This is a genomic window from Roseomonas alba (assembly GCF_019430885.1).
Taxonomy (GTDB): domain Bacteria; phylum Pseudomonadota; class Alphaproteobacteria; order Acetobacterales; family Acetobacteraceae; genus Neoroseomonas; species Neoroseomonas alba.
Genome location: NZ_JAHYBZ010000011.1, coordinates 142,930 through 166,723, shown reverse-complemented (window position 1 = coordinate 166,723; position 23,794 = coordinate 142,930). Strand labels below are relative to the sequence as shown.

Below are 23,794 nucleotides of genomic sequence, written 5' to 3'. Positions count from 1 at the left end.
GCTCAAGCAGGATGAGGAGCGGCCATCATCCTGCCCGAGAGCGCGCCCATTCCACGATCTGCGCAGCAGACATCGCGCCGCTGGTTCTGGCGATCTCCTCTCCGCCCCTGAACAGGATCATGGTGGGTATGCCACGAATGCCGTAGCGGCCCGCGATCTGCTGTCCGGCCTCGGTGTCGAGCTTGCCGAGTCGCATCCGTGGCTCGAGGGCCTTCGCGGCAGCCTCGAACTGCGGCGCCATGACCTTGCAGGGGCCGCACCACGCCGCCCAGAAATCCACCAGAAGCGGTGTCTCGGCCGCCAGGTGGCGGTCGAAATTCGCCGCCGTCAGGGTCACGGGCTTGCCCTGGAAGAGAGGCGATCCGCAGCGTCCGCATCGGGGATTGTCCCCGAGCCGTTCTTGCGGGACGCGGTTCGTGGAGGCGCAATCGGGGCAGGCGACGGTCGGCATGTCGTTCTCCTCGCTGTCGAATGACAGGTGTTCGCGGCTGGCAACGGGGCGTGCCGCCTGCCGGCATCACCGCCCGCGGACCTCCCTCTGGCGGGGCTGCGGGAGATACTCCACGCCCCCGCCCTGGCGCCGGACCGGCTGCGGATAGAGCGTCATGAGCTGCAGAATCTCGTCCGGCATGTCGAGGCTGACCGGCAGGCCCAGTCCGCGCGCCTCCTCGGCCGAGATCGGGTAGTCATGCGTCCAGGTTCCGGTGGCGAGCTTCGCGGCCAGGGCCCTTGCCGTCGCCTCCTCCATCTTCTCGGCCAGCAGCCTTGTGGCGGCCGCCTCGACCTGGGCGATCGCCTTGCGCCCGACATCGGCGAGCATCAGCGTCTGGTCCTCGACCTCGGCGATCGGCTTCTCCTCGGCCACCTTCACGATCGAGGCCGCCGGCATGCCGCCGAGCTGCGGATCGATCGGACCCAGCACGGAATGGCGGCACATCACGATCTCATCGGCCGCCAGCGCGATCAGCGTGCCGCCCGACATGGCGTAGTGCGGCACGAAGACCGTGACCTTGCCCCTATGCCCCTGGATCGCGCGCGCGATCTGCGTCGCCGCCAGCACCAGGCCGCCCGGGGTATGCAGCACGATGTCGAGCGGTACCTCGTCGTCGGTGAGCTGGATGGCGCGCAGCACCTCCTCACTGTCGTTGACGTCGATGTAGCGCATCAGCGGAAAGCCGAGCAGGCTCATCGTCTCCTGCCGGTGCACCAGGAGGATGACGCGGCTGCCGCGCTGCTTCTCGATCTGCGCGATCTTGCGCACGCGCATCGCTTCCAGGTAGCGGCGCTGCAGCACGGGCTGCAGCGCCGAGAGCATGAAGAAGAGCCAGAGAAGATCCATCATCGCCACGGTCCTCGCCCTCCACTGCGCCGGCCATCCGGCATGAAGCCGTAGAGTCCCTCGTCGCGAAAGTAGGGACGATGGGCGATGCGCGCCCGCCGCGCCGCTGGCGCGAGCAGCCAGCCCGCGGCGAAACCGCCGATATGCGCCCACCAGGCGATACCGCCGCCGCCTACATCCTGGCCGAGCGTCAGAAGGCCGGGGATGATCTGCAGCAGCAACCAGATCGTCGCGAAGGCGAGCGCCCGGACCTCAAAGAAGAGCGGCAGGAACAGCACGGGGATCATCACGACGAGCCGCGCCGCGGGGAACAGCCGGGCGTAGCAGCCGATCACCCCCGCGATCGCCCCCGAGGCACCGAGCGCGGGCACGACGGACTCCGGGTTGGCCAGCCCATGGGCGATGCCGGCAGCGAGACCGCAGGCGATGTAGAAGAAGAGGAAGCGGCGCGCTCCCAGCCGATCCTCGACCGCGGGGCCGAAAATCCAGAGCGTCCACATGTTCATGATCAGGTGCAGCCAGCCGCCATGGAGGAACATGTTGGTCAGGAAGGCGAGCCAGTCGCCCGGGCGCGGCTGCGCCCATTGCGCGAAGAAGCGCGCGGGCACCAGCGCGTACTGACGCAGGAAGAGTTCCAGGACGGAAGGGGGCAGCGAGACCTGGTACAGGAACGCCCCGACGCAGGCGGCGATCAGCATCCAGACCACGAAGGGCGGGTAGCGCGTCGCGACCGTCTCGTACCAGGGAAGCATGTGGTCCTTCCGTGAATCCGAACCCGGCCCCGCCGCCGTCCCGCCACCCGCACGACGCGGCCGGCATCCCGGGCGGAGCATGACCGGAACCGGCCGCGCTGTCATGGCCTTCCGGATCGTCATGGGGCGGCACCCGCCGCCCGGTCCGCGCTGGCCCACGCCGGGGCGATGCGCTAGGATGGCCGTGAAACAGCCTGCGGCCAACTGTCCCCTCCATGCGCCTGATCCCGCTTCCCGCCTTCGGCCGCCGCCGCTTCGCGAGCCTCTCGGCGGAGGAGATCCTGGCGCTGGCCATCGCCTCGGAGGAGGAGGATGCGCGCATCTACCGGCTCTATGCGCGGTGCCTGCGCGAGACCTTTCCCGCCACCGCGCGCCTCTTCGAGGCCATGGCCGAGGAGGAGGACGAGCACCGCCGCTGGCTGATCGAGCTCTACCGTTCCCGCCACGGCGAGCTGATCCTGCCGATCCGGCGCGAGCATGTGGCGGATTTCTACGCCCGCCGCCCGGTCTGGCTGATCGAGAATCTCGGCCTCGATCGCATCCGCGCCGAGGCGCTGGCGATGGAGCGCGAGGCCGAGGCCTTCTACCGCGCCGCCGCCGAGCGCACGACGGACGCCGAGGCACGCAAGCTGCTCGGCGATCTCGCGGCGGCGGAGGCGCGGCACGAGAGCGATGTCGAGGCGATGGCCGCCGAACTCGCCCGCAGCGGCGCGGCGAGCGAGGAGTGCCTGGCCGCGCGTCGGCAGTTCGTGCTGACCTGGGTGCAGCCGGGGCTGGCGGGGCTGATGGACGGCTCGGTCTCGACGCTCGCCCCCATCTTCGCCACCGCCTTCGCCACGCAGAACCCCTGGACGACCTTCCTGGTCGGGCTTTCGGCCTCGGTCGGCGCGGGCATCTCCATGGGCTTCACCGAGGCCGTCCATGATGACGGGAAGCTCTCGGGCCGCGGCGCGCCCTGGAAGCGCGGGCTCGCCTCGGGGGTGATGACGACGCTGGGCGGCCTTGGCCATGCGCTGCCCTACCTGATCCCGCATTTCTGGACGGCGACAGCGATCGCGATCGCGATCGTCTTCGTCGAGCTCTGGGCCATCGCGTGGGTCCAGAACCGCTACATGGAGACGCCGATCGGCCGGGCGGTGTTCCAGGTGGTGCTGGGCGGCGGCCTCGTGCTCGCCGCAGGCATCCTGATCGGCAGCGGCTGAGTGGCGAGGATGCCGGCGACCGAGGAGATCTGCGTGCCTTGACCGAAGGGCGTTTCCTGTTTCGGACCCTGCTGCTGCTGCTGGTCGGACTGGTCCTGATGACCGCCTGGCAGAGCATTCCGCTGATCCAGGCGGAGTTCCTGGCCAGCCGCGCGGAGCCGCGGGCGGTGACGCCGCGCGGGGATCTCGCCGCCGACGAGCAGGCGACCATCGCGCTGTTCGAGCAGGCGCGCGATTCCGTCGTCTTCATCGCCACCACCGAGCGCGTCGTGAACCCCTGGACCCGCAACGCGCTGCAGGTGCCCCGGGGGACGGGTTCGGGCTTCGTCTGGGACCGTCTCGGCCATGTGGTGACGAACGACCATGTGATCGCCGGCGCCTCGGCCGCCACGGTGCGGCTGGCCGACGGCCGCGCCTACAACGCCGTGCTGGTGGGCACGAGCCCGGCGCACGACCTCGCGGTGCTGCGCATCGGCGTCGGCACCGGGCGGCCGGAGCCGCTGCCGATCGGCACCAGCCACGACCTGCGCGTCGGCCAGAAGGTCTTCGCCATCGGCAATCCCTTCGGCCTGGACTGGACGCTGACCAACGGCATCGTCTCGGCGCTCAACCGCGAACTGCCGAGCGAGACGGGGGTGGTGATCGAGCGGCTGATCCAGACCGACGCCGCGATCAATCCCGGCAATTCCGGCGGCCCGCTGCTCGATTCCGCCGGCCGGCTGATCGGCGTGAACACCGCCATCTACAGCCCCTCCGGCGCCTCGGCCGGGATCGGCTTCGCGGTGCCGGTGGATACGGTCAACCGCGTGGTTCCGCGCCTGATCGCCCAGGGGCGCTACATCCGCCCCTCGCTCGGCATCCGCGTCGAGGAGCAGCTCAACGCCGCGCTCTCGGCGCGCCTCGGCATCGAGGGCGTCTTCGTGCTCGAGGTCGAGCCCGGCTCGGCCGCGGAGCGCGCGGGGATCCGCCCGGCCCGCCTTGGGCGCGACAGCGGCTTTCAGACCGGGGACATCATCCTGGAAGTGGAGGGCCGCCCGTTGCGCCGCGTGGCGGAACTGCTCGCCGCGCTCGACCGGCAAGCGCCGGGCGATACGATTACGCTGACGATCCTGCGCGACGGCACGCGCCTCACGATCACTGTCACATTGGATGCGGGCCGATGAGCGAAGCGAAATCACCGCGTGGCAACTCCGTGCTCTGGCGGTCCCTGACCTTCTACGAGAAGTTCGAGCAGGTCGTCGTCTTTGTGCTGACGATCCTGATCGCGCTGATCGTCCTGGCCGCGCTGTGGAACCTGCTCAAGCTGGTCGCCACCTCGCTGCTTCTGGTGGACATCTTCAACCCCACGGATCCGGCGGTGTTCCAGACCGTGTTCGGCGCGATCTTCACCGTCGTCATCGCGCTGGAGTTCAAGCGGTCCCTGCTGGTCATCGTCGAACGGCGATTCGGCATCGTCCAGGTGCGCGCGGTGGTGATGATCGCCATGCTCGCGGTGGTGCGGAAGTTCATCATCCTCGATCTCAGCCAGACCGAGGCGATGAAGCTGCTCGCGCTCGGTGCGGCGATACTGGCGCTCGGCATCGTCTATTGGCTGGTGCGCGACCAGGACCGGCGCGAGGCGGAGGCCGCGGCCCTCGAAAGCACCGAGACGAGGCCGCCCTGATCCGCCCGCTTCCTTCCCTTGCGGCCGGAGGGCTGTTCGCGCTTTACTCCGCTCCGCGCCAGCGGCCGGAGCCGTAAGTGAACAAGCAGCAACAATTCAACATCTGGTACTGGATCGGTGCCTTCCTGTTGCTCCTGCTCTTCCAGGGCTGGTGGCAGGGCGCATCGGTCACCGAGCGCATCCCCTATTCGCGCTTCCTCGAACTGCTGCAGCAGGACCGCATCGCCGAGGTCCAGGTCCGCCCGGACAGCATCTTCGGCCGCTACCGTGAGCCAATCGAGGGCCGGACGCATTTCCTGACCACCATCGTGCCGGAGGATCTGACGCGCCGGCTCGAGCAGTCGAGCGCGCGCTATGACGGCACGATCCAGAACACCTTCCTCTCGACCGTGCTGTCCTGGGTGCTGCCGGCGCTGGTCTTCTTTGGGGTCTGGATGTTCCTGTTCCGCCATGTCGCGGAGCGACAGGGCTTCGGCGGGCTGATGTCGGTCGGCAAGTCCAAGGCCAAGGTCTATGTCGAGAAGGACACCGGCGTCACCTTCGACGACGTCGCCGGCGTGGACGAGGCCAAGGCCGAGCTGCGCGAGATCGTCGATTTCCTGAAGCAGCCCGAGAAATACGGCCGGCTCGGCGCGCGCATCCCGAAGGGCATCCTGCTGGTCGGCCCGCCGGGGACCGGCAAGACCCTGGTCGCGCGCGCCGTGGCCGGCGAGGCGGGGGTGCCGTTCTTCTCCATCTCCGGCTCCGAATTCGTCGAGATGTTCGTCGGCGTGGGTGCGGCGCGCGTGCGCGACCTCTTCGAGCAGGCGCGCAAGGCCGCGCCCTGCATCATCTTCATCGACGAGCTGGATGCGCTCGGCAAGAAGCGCGGCGTGGGGGCCTTCGGCGGCGGCCACGACGAGAAGGAACAGACGCTCAACCAGCTGCTGACCGAACTCGACGGCTTCGACCCGCGCGAGGGGATCGTGCTGCTCGCCGCCACCAACCGGCCCGAGATCCTCGACCCCGCGCTGCTGCGCGCCGGCCGCTTCGACCGCCAGGTGGTGGTGGACCGGCCCGACAAGTCCGGCCGCGCCGCCATCCTGCGCGTGCATCTGAAGAAGGTGAAGCACGAGGGGCTGGATGTCGAGCAGATCGCCGCGCTGACGCCGGGCTTCTCGGGCGCGGAACTCGCCAACTTGGTGAACGAGGCGGCGATCCAGGCGACCCGCCGCGGCGCCGAGGCAGTGAGCATGGCCGATGTCACCGCCGCGATCGAGCGCATCGTCGCCGGCCTCGAACGCAAGGGGCGCGTGCTGAACCCGAAGGAGCGCGAGGCGGTGGCCTGGCACGAGATGGGCCATGCGCTCGCCGCCGCCTCCCTGCCCGGGGCTGATCCCGTGCACAAGGTCTCGATCATCCCGCGCTCGATCGGCGCGCTGGGCTACACCATGACGCGGCCGACCGAGGACCGCTTCCTCATCACCCGGCGCGACCTCGAGAACCGCATGGTCGTGCTGCTGGCCGGCCGCGCGGCCGAGGACCTCGTGCTCGGCGAGATCTCGACCGGCGCGGCGGACGACCTCGCGCGCGTGACCGACATCGCGCGCCAGATCGTCACCCGCTTCGGCATGCATCCCTCGCTCGGCCAGGCGGTGCTGGAGCCCGAGCGGCAGAGCTTCCTCGGCGATGGTGTGCCGGGCCTCACGCCGCGCGACTATTCCGAGGCGACGGCGCGCGAGGTGGATGTCGCGGTGCGCGGGCTGATCGACGAGGCCTATGCGCGCGCCAAGGCGCTGCTCGCCGAACGCCGCGCCGATCTTGATGCCGGCACGCGGCTGCTGCTGGCGCGCGAGACCATCACCCCGGACGACTTCCCGGCGCTGCGGCAAGCGGCAGCGGACGGGCAACAGGGCATCACCAGATCCACCGCCACCGTGGATCATGCGGAGGAGCAACGCTGATGAACGGCAAATGCGATGTCTGTGGGCGGGCGGCGACGGTGCGCGTCCGCGCTTCGGTGAATGGGCGGCGGCAGGATCTTGAGCTCTGCGACGAGCACTACCGCGACACGCTCCGCCGCCAGGGGCGGACCGCCTCGCCTCTTGAGGCCCTGTTCGGCAGCCATGGCAGCCTGTTCGAGGAGTTCTTCGGCGACCGCCCCTTCGGCAGCCTGATCGGTGGCTTCGGGCGCGACCTGCCCGCCGCGGAGGAGGATGAGCAGGTGGTGGATGCCACCTTCGGCGACGCCGCCGCCTCGGATTTGCCGCGTCGCAGCCAGCGGCGCGGTTCGGCACGCCGGCCGGGCGGCGGCCTTGCCGCGCGCATCAGCGACCAGGCCGAACGGCTGCTGCAGGAGGCGGCCCGCCATGCGGCCGAACGGGGCAGGCCGGAGGTGGACACGGAACACCTGCTGCTGGCGCTGCTCGGCTCGGAAGTCGTCAAGACGGTCCTCGGCCAGTTCAAGATCTCGGCCGACCAGCTGCACACGCAGATCGAGCAGGAGGCCAAGCGCGGCGAAAAGCCGCATGAGGGCGAGATGGGCGTCGCGCCCCGCGTCAAGGACGCGCTCAGCCGCGCCTTCACCGCCTCGACCGACATGGGCCATTCCTATGTCGGGCCGGAGCATCTACTGATCGGCCTCGCCGAGGAGGGCGAGGGGCTGGCGGCCAACATCCTGCGAAAGCTCGGCCTCACGCCGCAGGCGCTGCGCCAGCAGGTCGCGCGTGTGGTCGGCAAGGAGGGCGCGGAGGAGGGCCGCGCCGAAGCGCCCACCAACACGCCGGAACTCGACAAGTATTCGCGCGACCTGACGACGATGGCGCGCGACGGCAAGCTCGATCCCGTCATTGGCCGGGCGCAGGAGATCGAGACGACGATCGAGATCCTCGCCCGGCGCAAGAAGAACAACCCCGTGCTGATCGGCGAGCCGGGCGTCGGCAAGACCGCGATCGTGGAAGGCCTCGCGCAACGGATCGTGGATGGCGAGGTGCCCGAGGCGCTGCGCGGCAAGCGGCTGGTGGAGCTCAACATCAACTCGATGGTCGCTGGCTCGAAGTACCGCGGCGAGTTCGAGGAACGGGTGCAGAAGATCCTCAAGGAGGTGACCGAGCACCAGGGCGAGATGATCCTCTTCATCGACGAGATCCACACCATCGTCGGCGCCGGCCAGGGCGGCGGCGAGGGCGGGCTCGACATCGCCAATGTGTTCAAGCCGATGCTCGCGCGCGGCGAGCTGAACCTGATCGGCGCCACCACGCTCAACGAGTACCAGAAGCACATCGAGAAGGACGCCGCGCTGGAGCGGCGCTTCCAGCCGGTGATGGTGGCGGAGCCGACCGTCGCGCAGGCGATCATGATCCTGCGCGGCCTGCGAGACACCTTCGAGGCGCACCACAAGGTGACGATCACCGACGAGGCGATCCTGGCCGCCGCCGAGCTCTCCGACCGCTTCATCCAGGGCCGCTTCCTGCCCGACAAGGCGATCGACCTGATCGACCAGGCGGCGGCGCGGGTGAAGCTCTCGGCCACCGCGCGCCCGGTCGAGGTGCAGGAGATCGAGGCGGAGCTGCACCAGCTCAAGCGCGAGCAGGACTACGCCGCTTCGCGCAAGAACTTCGAGAAGGCGGCCGAGCTCGGCAAGGAGATCGCGGCGAAGGAGGCGAGGCTCAAGGAACTGACCGAGGCCTGGGAGAAGGACCGCGCCACCGGCTCGGCCGAGGTGCGCGCGAGCCATGTCGCGCAGATCGTCTCCAAGCTCACCGGCATCCCGGTCAGCGAGCTGACCGAGGCCGAGCGCGAGAAGCTCCTGAAGATGGAGGAGCGCCTGCACCAGCGGGTGATCGGGCAGGAGCAGGCGATCAAGGCGGTCTCGGACGCGGTGCGGCTGGCGCGCGCGGGCCTGCGCGAGGGCTCGAAGCCGGTCGCGACCTTCCTCTTCCTCGGGCCCACCGGCGTCGGCAAGACCGAGCTCGCCAAGGCACTGGCCGAGGTGGTCTATGGCGACGAGGGCGCGCTGCTGCGCATCGACATGTCGGAATACATGGAGAAGCACACGGTCGCCCGCCTGATCGGCGCACCGCCCGGCTATGTCGGCTACGACGAGGGCGGGCAGCTCACCGAGAAGGTGCGCCGCAAGCCCTATTCGGTGATCCTGCTCGACGAGATCGAGAAGGCGCACCCGGATGTCTACAACGTGCTGCTGCAGGTCTTCGACGACGGGCGGCTGACCGACGGCAAGGGGAGGGTGGTGGACTTCACCAACACCATCATCATCGCCACCTCCAACCTCGGCTCCGACCGTATCCAGCGGCGCCTGCACCTGCGGGGTACCGCGGCCGAGCAGTCGGAGAAGCTGAAGGAAGAGCTGATGGAGGTGCTGCGCGGGCACTTCCGGCCCGAGTTCCTCAACCGCATCGACGAGATCATCGTCTTCCACGCGCTCTCGAAGGCGGAGATCCGCCAGATCGTGCTGCTGCAGCTCGAGCGGGTGAAGCGCACTGCGGCAAGCCAGGGAGTGACGGTCGAGCTCGACGACAGCCTGGTCGAGATGCTCGCCGCCGAAGGCTACCGCCCCGAATACGGGGCCCGGGAACTCAAGCGCCAGATCCGCAGCCTGGTCGAGACCCGGCTCGCGCGCGCCATGCTGGGCGGGGAAGTGGCGAAGGGCGACACGATCCGGCTGCGCTGGGATGCGACGGCCGAGCAGGTCGTGATCGAGGCGGCGGCGAAGCCCGGCGGGGATGACGCCAAGGCCGCCGAAGCGGCCCAGCAGGCGGCATCATGACGAGCGGGACGCCCCCGGCCGATGCGAGCGACTCCGCCGCGGTGACCGGGGCGTCCGGAACGCCGCTGGCCGTCGCGCCGGACGCGGGCATGCGGCGCCCCGTCCCCGTGATGCCGGGCGGAGGGATGGCTGTGCCATATGGCGGCCCGCCAAAGGTCCGGATCCACCAGCCGGGCCGGTCGGTCACCCAATCCGCACCAGGACGGAGCCGATGGGTGCTGGAGTTCCTGCCTGCGGAGGTGCCAGGCCGGAACTTCCCGGTGCGCCGGGCTCCGGCCAGCGATCCCCTCGCGCATCTGCGGATCGAGTTTCCTGATCGGATGAGCGCGATCGCCTTCGCAGAGCGGCACGGCTGGCTCTACGAAGTGGACGAACCGCCGCCGAGGCGCATCCGTTACAGGAGCTATGCCGACCAGCTCCGATACGACATTGGTGATGCCATCGGGCGCGTATTGCCTTGGGTCGGGGCGGACAACATCGAGTCCCGACCCGATCCGGTCGAGGAGGCGAGCCTCGAGTCCTTCCCGGCCAGCGATCCGCCTGCCTGGACAGGGGTGAGGCTCGCATGACCGGCACGCCCCACATCCCGACGCCGTCTGATCCTGCCGACGCCAAGCCGGGAGGCGACGGTGATGCCGCCGGCCGGCATGGCGGCGCCGGCCTCGAGCAGCAGCCGCGGCTTTCGATGGCACGCGAGGGCCGGGGCGGAGCTGGCTGCTCCGGCCGGCGGCACCGCGCGATCTCCACGCCTGCCTTCGGCCGCTCGCGGATCTTCGCCCGGGGGGCCGTTCACCAGGGGACGCGCCGCGTCCCGCAACCAGGAGGAGCCGATGTTGCATCCACTGACGCTCTACCGTGCCGATCCCTTCGCCTTGCTGCGACGCTTCGGAGAGACGCTCGATCGCATGCCGTTCGGGACCTCCGCCCCGGCCTTTCCGCCCCTGAACCTCTGGCAGAACGAGGCGGCGGTGGCGATCGTTGCCGAAGTCCCGGGTGTGGCCCCGGAGGACATCGAGATCACGGCCAAGGATGATGTCCTGACGATCACTGGTCAGCGGCGGCCGCCCGAGATGCCCGAGGGCGCCGTCTGGCACCGGCGCGAGCGCGCCTTCGGCCGCTTCACCCGCATCGTCCGCCTGCCCTTCGCAGTCGATCCGTCCCAGGTCGAGGCCCGCTTCGCGAACGGCGTGCTCACCATCGCCCTGCAGCGTCCCGAGGACCAACGTCCACGCCGGATCGAGATCAAGGCCGGCTGAGAGGAGCGACACCGATGAATGCCGAAACCGAAGCCGGCGCTGTCTCCCCGGCGGCCGCGGGGGCCGAGCCGACCCGCAACGTGCGCATCTGGCGCCCGCTCACCGATGTCGTGGAGACGGCAGAGGGCATCGTGCTGATGATGGAGATGCCGGGGGTGGTCGCCGACGACGTCGACATCACGCTGGAGCGGCGAGTGCTCACCGTGCGCGGCCGCGGGAGCAGCCCGCAGCCCGATCGCCTCCGCCTCGTCCACCTCGAGTTCGAGCCGGGGGACTACGAGCGCAGCTTCGTCCTGTCGGAAGACTTCGATGCCGCGCGCATCGAGGCCGTGCTGAAGGACGGTGTGCTGACGTTGAGGTTGCCTCGCGCGGCCGAGGCGCAGCCCAGCAAGATCCAGGTCAAGGCCGCCTGAGCGGCAAAGGAGAGGATATCATGCAGATCAAGGATCTCATCCCGTGGGCCCGGAAGGATGACCAGCCCGAGCAGAAGGCCGCCGAGCAAAGCCCGATCGCCTCGCTGCAGCGGGAGATGAACCAGGTGTTTGAGAACTTCATGAACCGCTTCGGCAAGCCGCTCGCGGGGTTCGAATGGCCTTGGGGGCAGAGCGAGGCGAAGTCGGACGTGGTGCAGACCGACAACGCCGTGGAGATCTCGATCGAACTTCCGGGCATGGAGATGAAGGATATCGAGGTTACGGTCGGCGACGACGTCCTGACCGTGAAGGGCGAGAAGCGCATCGAGCGTCAGGAGGAGAAGAAGGGCTACTACCTCTCCGAGCGCAGCTATGGTGCGATCTATCGCGCGGTCCCGCTGCCGCCCGGCGTCGATGGCAGCAAGGCGGAAGCCAGCTTCAAGAACGGGGTGCTGACCATCCGGCTGCCGCAGACGCCCGAGGCGCAGGCCAAGGTCAAGCGGATCGAGGTGAAGGCGGGCTGAGATGCACCGCGGCGGGGCATGGCAAGGCACATGCCCCGCTCTCCGCTCCGCCTCGGGACCAATGGGTCCGGTCACGGCCGTGCCCGGCCTCGATGCAGGCTGCCGGACCGCGGGGCACCGATGTCCGGCATTGCCGACGGCGTGCCCGTGAGATCGGTGGATCTCGACCCCGCAGGGCGGCGGCTCCCACGAGGCACTGACCTGGGGCGCGCTCGACAGGCTGCCGGCCGATCCGCGGATCGCGATCTGCAAGATCGGCGGCACCGGCGCAGGGGGACGCCGGATGTCGTCGTGCGGTGCGATGGCTGGATGCGGGGCGGAAGTGAAGGTGGGCGTCAGGCATCATGTTTGCAGGCCGGGTTCTGGCGCGCGTCGTGCTGAACATGCTCGGCGTTCCGCCCGGAAGATTCTGATCGCGATATGCTCCAATTCGTCATCGCCCCCACGCTGGCCCACCGGCTGAACAACCTCGCACAGACGGTCCTGCTGCTCGGCGGCATGGCTGCGATCGCCTGGCTCGTCGTCGGCATGATCGCGGGACCCGAGACAACCCTCGTCATCGTTGCGGTGATGACCGGAGGGCTCCTGTTCGCGCCCGCGCTGTCGCGCGAGCTTCTGCTGCGCGGCTACCGCGCGCGGCAACTCGGCGCACGCGACTGGCCCGAGGGGTTCGCGCTGCTCGAGACCCTGTCCGCACGCGCCGGACTGCCGCGTTGCCCGGAACTCTGGTACGTCCCGAGCCAGCTGCCGAATGCGTTCGCGATGGGAAATCCGGAGGATAGTGTCGTCTGCGTTTCGGACGGTCTCTTTCGTCTCCTGTCCCCACGCGAGATGGCGGGCGTTCTTGCGCATGAAATCGCGCATATCGCGCACCGTGACCTGTGGCTCATGGGCCTCGCGGACACCATGTCGCGGGCGGTTTCGCTGGCGAGCTGGCTCGGACAGATCCTGCTTTTCGCGAACCTGCCCCTGATTGTCGCGGGAGCGGTGACGCTTCCCTGGATCGCGCCGCTGGCCCTTGCTTTCTCGCCGACCGTGATGGCCCTGCTGCAGCTCGCGCTCTCGCGAAGGCGCGAGTTCGATGCCGATCTCGGGGCGGTGCGGCTGACGGGCGACCCCGAGGGCCTCGCCTCGGCTCTGGCCAAGCTTGAGCGTCGGGTCGGGCGTATCTGGGAGGAGATGTTCCTGCCGGGGCGCCGGATCCCCGAACCGTCACTCCTGCGCACGCACCCGCCAACGGAGGAGCGGATCAGGAAGCTGCGATCACTGCTGGGTCCGCGGGGTGGGGATCTCGCCATCCCGCCTCACAGGGAGTTTGGGCTCGAAGTGCCTCGCCCGCGGGCACCTCGCTTTCATCGATCGGGCTTCTGGTTTTGAAGAAGGTGCAGCCCAGAGAATTTCAGTTCCCGGTTCCCACCGCTGCTCCATTCTTCTCTCTCACAACCTGTCTCTCCCGGTCATGGCACCGCGCTGAGGCGCAGGTTTGGCCGGGGTTTGCGGGCGCACCTTGATGGTTTGCTAGCGCGACAACCGCCTAATTCGGCACGGTAGAGAGCGGAGAGTCTCCGAACCTTGAGGGTGGGCCGATTTTTCCCTCAAGCCTAAATCGTTGAAACCATGGCTTGTTTTTTGGCGCCGGCTTCCGAGATTCAGTAATCCGATTGCCTGCCGGATGCTCGATAGCGCTGAAAATCTCTGGCGGCTGCGCATTCAGGTACGAGCCTTCGTGCGACCCGCCGTTAACATCATTCCAGCCGGCATATCTTCGCTGCATCCGTCACAGACCGTGCTCATCCTTGAGCGTCAGCAGGTCGGCCTCGAACTGCGCCGCCATCGACTGCGTGTAGATGCGGGTGATGTCACCCTGAAGTTGACCCTCTTTCGTGGACACCCCGAGGCTTGAGACGGAGGTGTCTGAGATGCCCGGGTTCAGAGTGCCCTACCCGCCTGAGTTCCGGCGGCGGATGGTGGACTGGTTCGGTCGGGACGAACCCCGCAGGACCTTGCGCGTGAGTTCGAACCGCCGGCCGATGTCGTGCATCACAGCGATCAGGGCAGCCAGCACACGTCGCTGGCCTTCGGGATGCGATGCCGCGAGGCCGGCGTCCGCCCCAGCACGGGATCGGTCGGCGATGCCTGCGACAACGCGCTGGGCGAGGCGTTCTTCGCCACACTCGAGTGCGAGCTGCTCGAACGGCGCCGCTTCCGTTCCCAGGCCGAGGCGCGCATGGCCGTATTCCACTCCATCGAGGGCTTCTACAACCAGACCAGGCGCCATTCGTCCCTCGGCTATCTCTCGCCCATCGAGTTCGAAGCGAGGAACATGCTCATGAAGGACTGACCGCTACTCCCAATCCGTCCTCTGAAGCGGGGCAACTTCATACTCGAGGCGCTGCGACCCCATGGGCCGTTCCCTCATGCGCATCGAGGCACGAGTCGCGCGGCTTGCCTTGGCGCCGGGCCGAGCGTTCGCCATCCTGACGCGCACACCGGATCCACACGATCGCCGTCGATATCCCGATTCCGAAGCGCGCCGCAGCCACGCGAGCCGGCGCGCCTGCTCCGGCCATATTGACCACCCTGGCCCGAAGATCGTCCGAGTATGCCCGTGCGATCCCCGCCCCTAATTGAGACGATGAATCACACTCAGCCTCGGCCGCCACTCAGATCGTGAAGCACTGTTCCGCGGACGTGTCGCAGGTGGCGATCGAGTGCCGGAGCCCGCTGTCCGATACCGCAAGGGCTCGGAGTCTCATCGTGCCATCAGTACCCTTGAGAAAGCGAACATCATAATCGCCGTTCAGAGGAAGACCGAGGCGCGCCGCAACGACTCTTCGGATCTTCATGACCAAGCGTGCTGCGCCGCCCATCGCGGCTGCTTCGCGAACGGGTGATGGCGTCTCGTGCCAGCTTCGGCTCGTGACGATTCCCTTCGATCTCGTGGAAGGTGTGCCTTCAAGCCACCATCTGACGTCAGCGCCGATGCGCTTCCTGCGTCACCGCCCGGCCCACCGCGGCGATGCCGGTGGACAAGCCGCCATCGACCGGCAGCACGGCGCCGGTGATCATCGATGCGCGGTCGGACATCAGGAAGGCGGCAGCCTCCGCCACATCCTCAGGATTCGAGATGCGTTGCAGTGGACATAGCGACAGCAATTCGTCGAACAGCGCAGGGTTCTTCTCGAGACGCGGCGCCCAGGCGCGCGTGCGCACCGTACCGGGCGCGACGACGTTGACGCGGATCTTCGACGGGCCGAACTCCACCGCCATGGTCTGCGACATATGGATCAGCGCCGCCTTGGCCGCGCTGTAACCAGGAAAGCCATAGTAGCCGAGCCCGTTGACCGAGGCGATGTTCACGATCGCCCCGCCCTGTGCCGCCAGGCGCGGCTTCAGCGCCTGGGTGCAGAGATAGGCGGAATCGGCATTCAGCCTGAAGTCGTCGCGCCACGCCTCATAGCTGCCGGTGGCGTAGTTGATGGCGTGGGTCTTGCCGACGGTGTTCACCAGGCCGCGGATTTCGCCGAGACGCGCCGCCCATGCCGCCGCTGTCTCGACAGCTTCGGGGTCGGATAGATCGGTCGCCAATGGCTCCGCCGTTCCGCCGGCGGCACGGATGGAGGCGACTACCTCCGCCGCGCGTTCGTCGACGCTATCCACGCAGGCAATGGCCCAGCCGTCGCGCGCCAGCGTCTTGCAGATCGCGCCGCCGATGTCGCCGCCGCCACCGCTCACGAAAGCCCAGTGTGTCACGCTGTCATCCTTACAAAGACGGGCGGTGCTGCGCCCAGGGCCGGGCAGCTTCGAAGCGGGCCGCCATCTGCAGCACGCCGAGGTCGTCGAAGCGACGGCCGACGATCTGCAGCCCGACCGGCAGCCCCTCCGGCGTGAAGCCGCAGGGGATGGAACAGGCCGGATTGCCCGAGAGATTGAAGGGATAGGAGAATTCCGCCCACATCAGCCAGTCCCACTCATGCTGCGGCCAATGCGCCGGCTGCAACAGATCGGCGGGGAAAGCGGCGACCGAGACGGCCGGCGTCAGCAGGAAGTCCCAATCCTCGAAGAAGCGGTGGATCGCCACGCCATAGGCGTATTTGCGCAGCCTCATGCGCAGGTATTCGGGCACCGTGCCCCCTTCGCCAGCGCGAATGCAGGCGACGAAGCCAGGGTCCATCTGCGCTTCCCAGCGCGGCAGCAACTCGGCGTAGCGGGAAAAATGCGCGGGCCAGAAATAGCGCGCGAGCGCCGGCCCGTCCTTGCCCCAAGGGGTGGGGGGCATGGCGACGTCGCAGCCGAGCTCAGTCTCGAAGGCACGGGCGGCGTCCTGCACCAGCGCCGCCACCGCGGGATCGACCCGGGCATGACCGAGATCGGGGCTGAAGGCGATGCGGGGCCTGCGGGCCGGCGCCTGGTGCAGCAGGGCCGGATAATCGGCCGGCGGTGATTCCAGGCTGGTCGGATCCCACGGATGCGGGCCGGCCATGCTGTGCAGCATCAGCGCGGCATCGGCCACGCTGCGCGTCATCGGCCCCAGATGCAGCGTCCAGTCACCGGCACTCGGCGGATAGATCGGCACGCGGCCATAGGTCGGCTTCAGCCCGAAGGCGCCGCAGAAATGTGCCGGCATGCGGATGGACCCCGCCCCGTCGCCAGCCTGATGCAACGGCCCGAACCCCGCCACCGCCGCGACCGCCGCGCCGGAGGACGAAGCGCCCGCATTGTATCCGTGCTTCCACGGGTTGTGCGTGGTGCCGGTCAGCGGCCCCTGGCTGACGCCCTTCCAGCCGAATTCCGGCGTGGTGGTCTTGCCGAGCAGGATCGCGCCGGCATCGAGCAGCCGCGTGACCATCGGGGTGGTGAAATCCGGCGTGTCACCCTGCCGCGTGAAGCTGCCGAATTCGGTCGGCAGGCCCGCGATCGCCTCATGATCCTTGATGGTGACCGGGACGCCGTGCAGCGGGCCGAGCGTATCGCCGCGCATGACCGCCTGCTCTGCGGCGCGCGCCTGTGCGAGCGCGATGTCGGGTGTCAGCCGCGCGAAGGCGTTCAACGCCGGATTCAGCGTGTCGATACGGCGCAGCAGCGTCTCGGTCAGTTCGACCGGCGAGAGAGCCTTCTCCCGCACCAGCCGCGCGAGCGTCGCGGCCGATGCATAGCCGAGTTCCTCCCCGTTCATCCGCTCAGCCCTTCTCGGCGCCCCAGAAAACCGGGAAGGCCTCGACGATGTTGCGGATGTTGGCGCGGAAGGCGGTCGGCTGGTAGTAGAAGCCGGTCGGGATGTAGGGGATGTCCTGGAATGCCTGGAGCTGCATCTCCCGCGCCAGGCGCAGCTGCTCCGCCGCATCGCTGGTTTCGAGGAAGGTGTCGCGCAGCGCCTCCATGCGCGCGCTCTCGGGCCAGCCCACCGGGCCGCGCAGGCCCATGCCGCGGATCCAGGAATGGGCGGTCGGATTGACCGCGACCACGCCGGGCAGGTAGTTGCACCACACGCTCCAGCCGCCGCGGTCGGGCGTCTGGCGGTTCGACAGGCGCGGCAGCACCGTGCCCCAGTCGAGCGCCTGGTAGTCGAGATTCACGCCGGTGCGGCGGAACATGTCGGCGGCGATTTCGCTCATCGCATTCAGCGCCGGCAGGTCGGTGGGGACGATGAAGACCACCTTCTCGCCCTTGTAGCCGGCTTCTTCCAACGCGCGCTTCACGCGGTCGAGGCTGCGCGGGGAGGTCAGCGCCTCCATCCCCGCATCATTGGCCACCGTCGAGCCCGGGGTGAAGAAGCCGACCTTGTCCTGCCACAGGCTGCGGTCGGTCCCCATCGTCGCGGTCATGTAGTCGGCCTGGTCGACGCCGGCGAGGAAGGCACGGCGGATCGCCGGGTTGTCGAAGGGCGGATGGAGGTGGTTGAAGCGGATCATGCCGAGATAGCCACCGCGATCCTTCACCGCGACGGTCACGCCACGGGCGCGCCGCAGCGCCGGCAGCAGGTCCGGGATGGGTTGCTCCCACCAGTCCATCTCGCCCGATTGCAGCGCCGCCGCGGCGGTGGAGGCGTCGGGGATGGTGTGCCATTCGACGCGATCGACCTTCGCGACCTTGCCGCCGGCGAAGAAGCTCGGCGGTTCGTTGCGCGGTACATAGCCCGCGAACTTCTCATAGACGGCGCGCTGCCCGGCCATGCGTTCCTGCGCCAGAAAGCGGAAGGGGCCGCTGCCGACCATCTCCGTCACCTGCACCGAGATATCGGTGCGCGCCAGCCGCTCCGGCATGATGAAGCAGACCGAGGAGGATTTGCCGAGCGCGAAGGGCAGTTGCGGGAAGGGCCGCTTGAGGCGGAAGCGCAGCGCCTTGTCGGAGATGGCGGCGATCTCATCGGCGGTGGCGCGCAGCGTCTGGCCCAGGGCGTCGATGCGGCACCAACGTTCGATGCTGGCGACGACGTCCCGTGCGCGCACGGGCGTGCCGTCATGGAAAGTCAGGCCATCGCGCAGCGTGATGGTCCAGGTCTTGCCGTCATTCTCGACGACATGGCCGGCAGCCATCTGCGGCTGCGGCGCAAAGCGGGCATCGAGGCCGTAGAGCGTATCGAACACCATCGCGCCGTGATTGCGCGTGACGAGGCCGGTGGTCTGCACCGGATCGAGCAGGGCGAGGTCCGACTGCGGGATGAATTTGAGCGTGCTGCGCGATTGCGCCCGGGCCAGGCCCGGGGAAAGCAGCGGCGCGGCGGCGGCCGCCAGGGCGGAGGACAGGACGACGCGACGGTAAGCCACGGGGCACTCCCTGAGTGTAGCCGGTGTCGAAGCCTAGTCATTTTACTATATCAAACGGAAGAGGGTTTTTTCGCTGGAATGGCCAAGATGGGGCAATTTGGCGCTTGAGACTCGCCATATCACGGGAATTCCGCGCCCGGGATTCTCCCAGACACACGGCGCGGTCTAGGGGTTTTTGATGCACCAAAGCTTCGGTCGATCACCCGCTCAGGACCCACCTCAGGGCATCCGCCCCTGACGCGCCCGGCGCTCCACGAGTCGACCACGGCCGATGGCTTCATTCGTCTCCACCATTTCCCGCAGCAGGCGCGGATTGTCGCCGAACCGTCGGGCCGCGATTGGCCGGAACGTAGACCTCCAACTTCCGCGCCCTGATCGCCTTCAGGACGATGCCCGCGACCTCCGCCGGATCCATGGGATCGCGCACGAAGGCCATGGCTGCCGCCTCCTCTCGCGCCTCCTGCTCCAGCATCGGCGTTTCCGTGGCGGAAGGGTGGATGATGGTGAAGGCAGTCGCGCTGTCTCGCTCTTCGATCGCGACGGCGTGGTGGAAGGCGCGTAGCGCATGCTTGGCGGCGGCGTAGCTCGCCAGCCCCGCGGATGGCAGGAAGGCGGTCATGCTGCAGACGGTGACGAGGTGACCGGACCCCTGCGCGCGAAACCGTGGCAGCACCGCCATCATGCCCTTCAGCGCGCCCATGAAATTCGTGCCCATGGTCTGCTGATGGCAATCGATGGCCACGTCGAGCGCCTGGCCCGGATGCACGATCGCCGCATTGTTCACCAGGATGTCGAGCCCGCCGAAGCGGTCCCACACCGCATCCAGGACGCGGTCCCACGCATCGGCCGCGGTGATGTCGAGCGACATCGCGACGGCGCCGGGGCCGATCTCGCCGGCCGGGCGCTTGACGCCAGGCAGATTGACGTCGGCGGCGATGACGCGGTGGCCTGATGCGACGGCCAGTCGCGCGATCTGCGCGCCAATGCCGCCGGCGGCGCCCGTCACGAGCATCGTCTTCTTTGGCCTGGTCTTCACGACGGATCTCCAGTTGCCAGGGCGGCGAGGCGCGGGACGCGGGACGCGGGACGCGGGACGCGAACCGGGCCACCAGCCCCGCGGGGCTCAACACGATTCAGGATGGGTGGGCACCTGATCCGGCGCGCCAATTCTCATTTTTGCGATATCAAAATCGACCACCGATCTGCAAACCATCAAAGTCCGTTTGACACAATGTAGCGCGACGCGTCGGCATATGCGTGGAATTCAGCGACGCACGGCGCAGGGAACGCAGCCAACCCAAAGTGCGGTTGACACAGCGCCGAGCATCAATTCATGTTTTGATACATCAAATTTCCCCTCAGCAAGGCCAGGGCATGACGGCACGCGACCGCGCTGACATCGATCAAAGCCCACCGGCATCGCTCCGCCCCCGCCGGCGGCGCCTGCCGTGACGCGCTTCCTCCTCCACCGGCTGATCCTGTCACTCGGCGTGGCCGCCTTCGTCGTGGTGCTGAGCTTCGCCATGACGCGCCTATCGGGCGACCTCGCCATCTCCATCGCCTGCGCCAATGCCAGCGAGGAGGATGTCGCCCAGGCTGCGGCCGCGATCCGGCGTACCTGGGCCGCAAATCGCCGCTCTATACGGGCTCCTGGGGGAGTTATTCGATCAACGATGTTTCCGCGATCCTGCCGGTCATGTTCGGCGGCGGCGGCGACGACTATGCGCGCGACCCGGAGCTGACGCAGTGGATCCGCGAGGGCGGCAGCACCTCGAATGCCGACGCCCGCCGGCGCGCCTACAGCGCCGCGATCCGGCGGATCACCGAACGGGCGCTGTGGATGCCTCTCTATAATCAGGTTACCAACTACGCCTTCAACCGGCGCCTGTCCTTCAACGCGCAGGCGGATGAACTACCTCGCCTCTACCTCGCGAAATGGTCCTGAGAATGCCCCAGCACACGATCCCGCCACTCTGCGCCCTCGACGCCGTGCCGCTGGCGCGGATGATCCACAGGCGGGAAGTCTCCGCCGCCGAGGTGATGACGAGCTATCTCGATCACATCGCGGCGGTGAATCCGCTGGTCAACGCCATCGTCTCCCTGCGCCCGCGCGACGATCTTCTCGCCGAGGCGCGGGACGCCGACGCCGCAGTGGCGCGGGGCGATGCGGTCGGGCCGCTGCACGGCCTGCCGCAGGCGATCAAGGACCTTGCCCTGACGCGCGGGCTGCGCACCACCTTCGGTTCGCCACTCTTCGCCGATTTCGTTCCCACCGCTGACGCCATCATCGTCGAGCGCATGCGCGCAGCCGGTGCCATCATCATCGGCAAGACCAACGTGCCGGAATGGGGTTACGGGTCGAACAGCTACAACCCGGTCTTCGGCCTGACCCGCAATGCCTATGACCACGGCCGCGTCGGCGGCGGGTCGAGCGGCGGCGCCGGGGTCGCGCTCGCCATGCGCATGCTGCCGGTGGCGGATGGCTCCGACATGGGCGGGTCGCTCCGCAACCCGGCGGCCTTCAACAACGTGCTCGGCTTCCGGCCGTCGCAGGGGCGTGTCCCCTCAGACGGGCTCGACCCCTTCTACGGCCAGCTCGCCACCGACGGGCCGATGGGGCGCTCGGTCGAGGATGTCGCGATGCTCCTGTCGGTACAGGCGGGGCATGACGCGCGCGCGCCGCTTTCTCTCGACGCGCAACCCGATTGGCAGGCAGCGGTCCAACCGGCCGAGCCAGCGCGGCTGCGCCTCGGCTGGCTTGGCGACTATGGCGGCCACCTGCCCTTCGAGCCCGGCCTCCTGGAGCTGACGCATAAGGCTGCGCAGCGCTTCGCGGCGGCGGGCGCGACGGTCGAGCCCGTGGATATCGGCTTCGACATGGAGAGTCTGTGGCAGGCCTTCGTCGTGCTGCGCCAGCAGAGCATCGGCGGCCGCCATGACGCCAATTGGCGTAACGTGGAGACGCGCCGGTTACTCAAGCCCGAGGCGATCTGGGAGATCGAGAACAGCCATCGCCTCAGCGCGCTGGACGTCTACAAGGCAGCGCTGGTACGCGGCGCCTGGTATCGCCATTTGCTCGGTCTCTTCGCGCGCTATGATGCGCTGCTGCTGCCGGCCGCGCAGGTCTTCCCTTTTCCCGGCGAAGAGACCTGGCCGAAGGCGGTCGGCGGACGGCAGATGGACACCTATCATCGCTGGATGGAAGTGGTGGTCGGCCCGACCATGGCCGGCTGCCCCGCGATCAGCGTGCCGGCCGGCTTCGACGATCGTGGCCTGCCCGCGGGGCTGCAGATCATCGGCCCGCCGCGCGGCGACGCGCAGGTGCTGCGCATCGCCGCGCTGCATGAGGCCGATTGCCCCTGGATGACGCGGCTGCCGCCATCGCTTCTGCCGGCGTGACGCGCATGCGCAACCTGGCTATCCGCGATGTCGTGACGGTGCCGCTTGGGCTGGCCGAAAGCCCCGTCTGGGACGACGACGCCGGCGCGCTCTGGCTTGTCGAGATCACCGAACGCCGCGTGCTGCGTGTGGCGCCGGAAAGCGGCGCGATCACGCGCTTCGACATGCCGGCAGAGATCGGCAGCCTGGGCCTGACCGCCGATGGACGGCTGGTGGTGGCGCTGCGGACCGGCGTGCATCTCTTCGACCCTGCGAGCGGCCGGCTCGACTTCCTCGTGGCCCCCGAGACCGACGTGACGGCCAGCCGGCTGAATGACGGCCGCGTGGGCCCCGACGGGAATTTCTGGGTCGGCAGCATGGATGCGCGGCGGCCGGTGCGCGACCGCAGCGGCGCGCTGTATCGCGTGACGCCGCAAGGGGCGTGCACGCGTGTCGCCGACGGCTTCTACGTCTCGAACGGCTTGGCCTGGAGCCCGGATGGCCGACGCATGTATCACGCCGACAGCCGCGGCATCTATGTGCAGGTTTTCGATTTCGATCCGCGCGACGGGGCGGCCACCAATCCAAGACGCCTGCTGACGCTCACCGAGCAGGATGGACTGCCGGACGGCGCGGCGGTCGATGCAGAAGGCTTCTACTGGAGTGCCGGAATCACCGCCGATGTGCTCAACCGCATCGCGCCGGATGGCAGCATCGTCGAACGCATCCCGCTGCCGATCTCGGCGCCAACCATGCCCTGCTTCGGCGGAGCGGATCTGCGGACGCTGTTCGTGACCTCGCTCGCCTCGGACCGCTCCGGCAGCTTCCAGCATGGCCGGCTGATCGCGTTGGATGTCGGCGTCGCAGGCCTGCCAACCCAGCGCTTCGGTCAGGCGCCGGGCTGACTTGCCGCGCGCCGCCCGCCCTGGCGCTTCGGCCGCGGGGCGCGCAGATGCTCAAGGATGACGGCCACACCCTGCCGCATGTCCTGCACCACCAGGTCACCGGCCTCCTGCGCCGCATGCCGGCACAGCGCATCAATGATCTGGCCGTGGAGCGCGGTTCGCGGAGGGCGACGCGCGTTCGCCGCATATTGGCTCTGCACCACCGGGCCTGTCAGTAGCCACAGGCTTTCGATGGCGCGTACCAGCACCTCATTGCGCGAGGCGCGGTAGATCGTGAAATGGAACTCCTGGTTGGCGCTAGTCGCCGCCTTCCAGTCGCCATCCTTCTCGGCCTCGATGAAGCGTTGGTCCAGGCGCAGCAACGCTTCAGCCAATTCCGGCGGCGCATGTTGCGCGGCGAGTTCCGCGGCGAGGCGCTCGAGCGGCGCCCGCACCTCCCGAATCTTCTCGTAGCGTTCCGGCGAAAGGATCGGCACCCGCGGCTGGTAGCCCGGCTTCAGCTCCAGCGCGCCTTCCCGCACGAGTTGCATGATCGCTTCGCGCACGGGCGTCGGCGACGTCCGGCTGAGCAAAGCGAGCTTGCGAATGTTGATCCGGTCGCCCGGCTCGTAGCTGCCGGACATCAGCGCTATGCGCAGCCCGGCATAGATCGCTTCCGACAGGCTGCTGCGGGCGGCACTATCTGGCATGGCGAGTCTCCGGACACGGTGGTTCGCCAGCCGTTACAGGACCAGCCACCTTCCTCTCAAGGGGCGATCGCCACAGGCCGGCGAAGCACGCCGGGGCCTCAATCCGGCGCGGCGGGACGGCGGGGGCGACCGTCGTCCCGG

The 23,794-nt window shown here is 68.5% G+C and carries 22 protein-coding genes and 1 pseudogene; 14 read left to right on the top strand and 9 right to left on the bottom strand.

What is annotated here, in order from left to right; genetic code table 11:
- Positions 1–25 precede the first annotated feature (25 nt).
- The 3 genes from trxC to KPL78_RS26445 all read right to left on the bottom strand — a co-directional run bounded on the left by trxC (position 26) and on the right by KPL78_RS26445 (position 2,091).
- Positions 26–451, bottom strand: a complete 426-nt coding sequence (gene trxC / locus KPL78_RS26455; RefSeq protein WP_027282462.1) for a thioredoxin TrxC — start codon at positions 449–451, stop codon at positions 26–28.
- Positions 452–517: 66 nt separating this feature from the next.
- On the bottom strand, positions 518–1,342 hold the full coding sequence (locus KPL78_RS26450) for an SDH family Clp fold serine proteinase (RefSeq protein ID WP_211235943.1): 825 nt from the start codon (positions 1,340–1,342) through the stop codon (positions 518–520).
- The gene (locus tag KPL78_RS26445; RefSeq protein ID WP_027282464.1) at positions 1,339–2,091 is read right to left on the bottom strand and encodes a rhomboid family intramembrane serine protease; all 753 of its coding nucleotides are present in this window, start codon (positions 2,089–2,091) and stop codon (positions 1,339–1,341) included. Before KPL78_RS26445 ends, KPL78_RS26450 begins: the two co-directional genes overlap by 4 nt.
- A gap of 215 nt (positions 2,092–2,306) precedes the next feature.
- Between KPL78_RS26445 and mbfA the strand changes: the two genes are divergently transcribed.
- The 11 genes and pseudogenes from mbfA to KPL78_RS26390 all read left to right on the top strand — a co-directional run.
- Positions 2,307–3,293: an iron exporter MbfA gene (mbfA, locus tag KPL78_RS26440; RefSeq protein ID WP_160123752.1), complete on the top strand. Its 987-nt coding sequence runs from the start codon at positions 2,307–2,309 to the stop codon at positions 3,291–3,293.
- Positions 3,294–3,331: 38 nt separating this feature from the next.
- Complete coding sequence (locus KPL78_RS26435) at positions 3,332–4,456, top strand: S1C family serine protease (RefSeq protein ID WP_201452009.1); 1,125 nt, start codon at positions 3,332–3,334, stop codon at positions 4,454–4,456.
- Complete coding sequence (locus KPL78_RS26430; protein WP_219766042.1) at positions 4,453–4,956, top strand: phosphate-starvation-inducible PsiE family protein; 504 nt, start codon at positions 4,453–4,455, stop codon at positions 4,954–4,956. Before KPL78_RS26435 ends, KPL78_RS26430 begins: the two co-directional genes overlap by 4 nt.
- Positions 4,957–5,033: 77 nt before the next feature.
- A complete protein-coding gene (gene ftsH / locus KPL78_RS26425) occupies positions 5,034–6,899 on the top strand; it encodes an ATP-dependent zinc metalloprotease FtsH (protein WP_219766040.1) in 1,866 nt (621 codons plus the stop codon).
- Positions 6,899–9,721 (top strand): ATP-dependent Clp protease ATP-binding subunit, encoded by a 2,823-nt coding sequence (locus KPL78_RS26420; RefSeq protein WP_255569477.1) that lies wholly within the window; start codon positions 6,899–6,901, stop codon positions 9,719–9,721. Before ftsH ends, KPL78_RS26420 begins: the two co-directional genes overlap by 1 nt.
- Positions 9,718–10,290, top strand: coding sequence for an NADH dehydrogenase ubiquinone Fe-S protein 4 (locus tag KPL78_RS26415; RefSeq protein ID WP_081757938.1), 573 nt, complete (start codon positions 9,718–9,720; stop codon positions 10,288–10,290). Before KPL78_RS26420 ends, KPL78_RS26415 begins: the two co-directional genes overlap by 4 nt.
- A gap of 261 nt (positions 10,291–10,551) precedes the next feature.
- Positions 10,552–10,977, top strand: coding sequence for an Hsp20/alpha crystallin family protein (locus KPL78_RS26410; RefSeq protein ID WP_027282469.1), 426 nt, complete (start codon positions 10,552–10,554; stop codon positions 10,975–10,977).
- 14 nt (positions 10,978–10,991) lie between these two features.
- Positions 10,992–11,390: an Hsp20/alpha crystallin family protein gene (locus KPL78_RS26405; protein ID WP_027282470.1), complete on the top strand. Its 399-nt coding sequence runs from the start codon at positions 10,992–10,994 to the stop codon at positions 11,388–11,390.
- Between the two features lie 20 nt (positions 11,391–11,410).
- On the top strand, positions 11,411–11,914 hold the full coding sequence (locus tag KPL78_RS26400) for an Hsp20/alpha crystallin family protein (protein WP_027282471.1): 504 nt from the start codon (positions 11,411–11,413) through the stop codon (positions 11,912–11,914).
- 420 nt (positions 11,915–12,334) lie between these two features.
- A complete protein-coding gene (locus KPL78_RS26395) occupies positions 12,335–13,291 on the top strand; it encodes a zinc metalloprotease HtpX (RefSeq protein WP_111471772.1) in 957 nt (318 codons plus the stop codon).
- Positions 13,292–13,937: 646 nt separating this feature from the next.
- Positions 13,938–14,255: pseudogene (locus KPL78_RS26390) on the top strand (integrase core domain-containing protein); the annotation flags it as partial.
- Positions 14,256–14,292: 37 nt separating this feature from the next.
- Here KPL78_RS26390 and KPL78_RS31015 read toward each other — a convergent pair.
- The 5 genes from KPL78_RS31015 to KPL78_RS26370 all read right to left on the bottom strand — a co-directional run bounded on the left by KPL78_RS31015 (position 14,293) and on the right by KPL78_RS26370 (position 19,717).
- Positions 14,293–14,493, bottom strand: coding sequence for a hypothetical protein (locus tag KPL78_RS31015; RefSeq protein ID WP_490384273.1), 201 nt, complete (start codon positions 14,491–14,493; stop codon positions 14,293–14,295).
- Positions 14,494–14,887: 394 nt separating this feature from the next.
- Complete coding sequence (locus KPL78_RS26385) at positions 14,888–15,667, bottom strand: SDR family NAD(P)-dependent oxidoreductase (protein ID WP_219766038.1); 780 nt, start codon at positions 15,665–15,667, stop codon at positions 14,888–14,890.
- A gap of 10 nt (positions 15,668–15,677) precedes the next feature.
- On the bottom strand, positions 15,678–17,090 hold the full coding sequence (locus tag KPL78_RS26380; protein WP_219766036.1) for an amidase: 1,413 nt from the start codon (positions 17,088–17,090) through the stop codon (positions 15,678–15,680).
- A gap of 4 nt (positions 17,091–17,094) precedes the next feature.
- Positions 17,095–18,681, bottom strand: coding sequence for an ABC transporter substrate-binding protein (locus KPL78_RS26375; RefSeq protein WP_219766034.1), 1,587 nt, complete (start codon positions 18,679–18,681; stop codon positions 17,095–17,097).
- A gap of 277 nt (positions 18,682–18,958) precedes the next feature.
- Positions 18,959–19,717 (bottom strand): SDR family NAD(P)-dependent oxidoreductase, encoded by a 759-nt coding sequence (locus KPL78_RS26370; RefSeq protein WP_219766033.1) that lies wholly within the window; start codon positions 19,715–19,717, stop codon positions 18,959–18,961.
- Between the two features lie 660 nt (positions 19,718–20,377).
- Here KPL78_RS26370 and KPL78_RS26365 point away from each other — a divergent pair.
- The 3 genes from KPL78_RS26365 to KPL78_RS26355 are packed head-to-tail and all read left to right on the top strand — an operon-like array spanning position 20,378 to position 22,964.
- Positions 20,378–20,626, top strand: coding sequence for a hypothetical protein (locus KPL78_RS26365; protein ID WP_219766031.1), 249 nt, complete (start codon positions 20,378–20,380; stop codon positions 20,624–20,626).
- A 2-nt stretch (positions 20,627–20,628) separates the two neighbouring features.
- On the top strand, positions 20,629–22,080 hold the full coding sequence (locus KPL78_RS26360; RefSeq protein ID WP_219766030.1) for an amidase: 1,452 nt from the start codon (positions 20,629–20,631) through the stop codon (positions 22,078–22,080).
- Complete coding sequence (locus KPL78_RS26355) at positions 22,035–22,964, top strand: SMP-30/gluconolactonase/LRE family protein (protein ID WP_255569476.1); 930 nt, start codon at positions 22,035–22,037, stop codon at positions 22,962–22,964. Before KPL78_RS26360 ends, KPL78_RS26355 begins: the two co-directional genes overlap by 46 nt.
- Here KPL78_RS26355 and KPL78_RS26350 read toward each other — a convergent pair.
- The gene (locus KPL78_RS26350; RefSeq protein WP_255569475.1) at positions 22,949–23,653 is read right to left on the bottom strand and encodes a GntR family transcriptional regulator; all 705 of its coding nucleotides are present in this window, start codon (positions 23,651–23,653) and stop codon (positions 22,949–22,951) included. The genes KPL78_RS26355 and KPL78_RS26350 overlap by 16 nt on opposite strands.
- Positions 23,654–23,794: the final 141 nt, after the last annotated feature.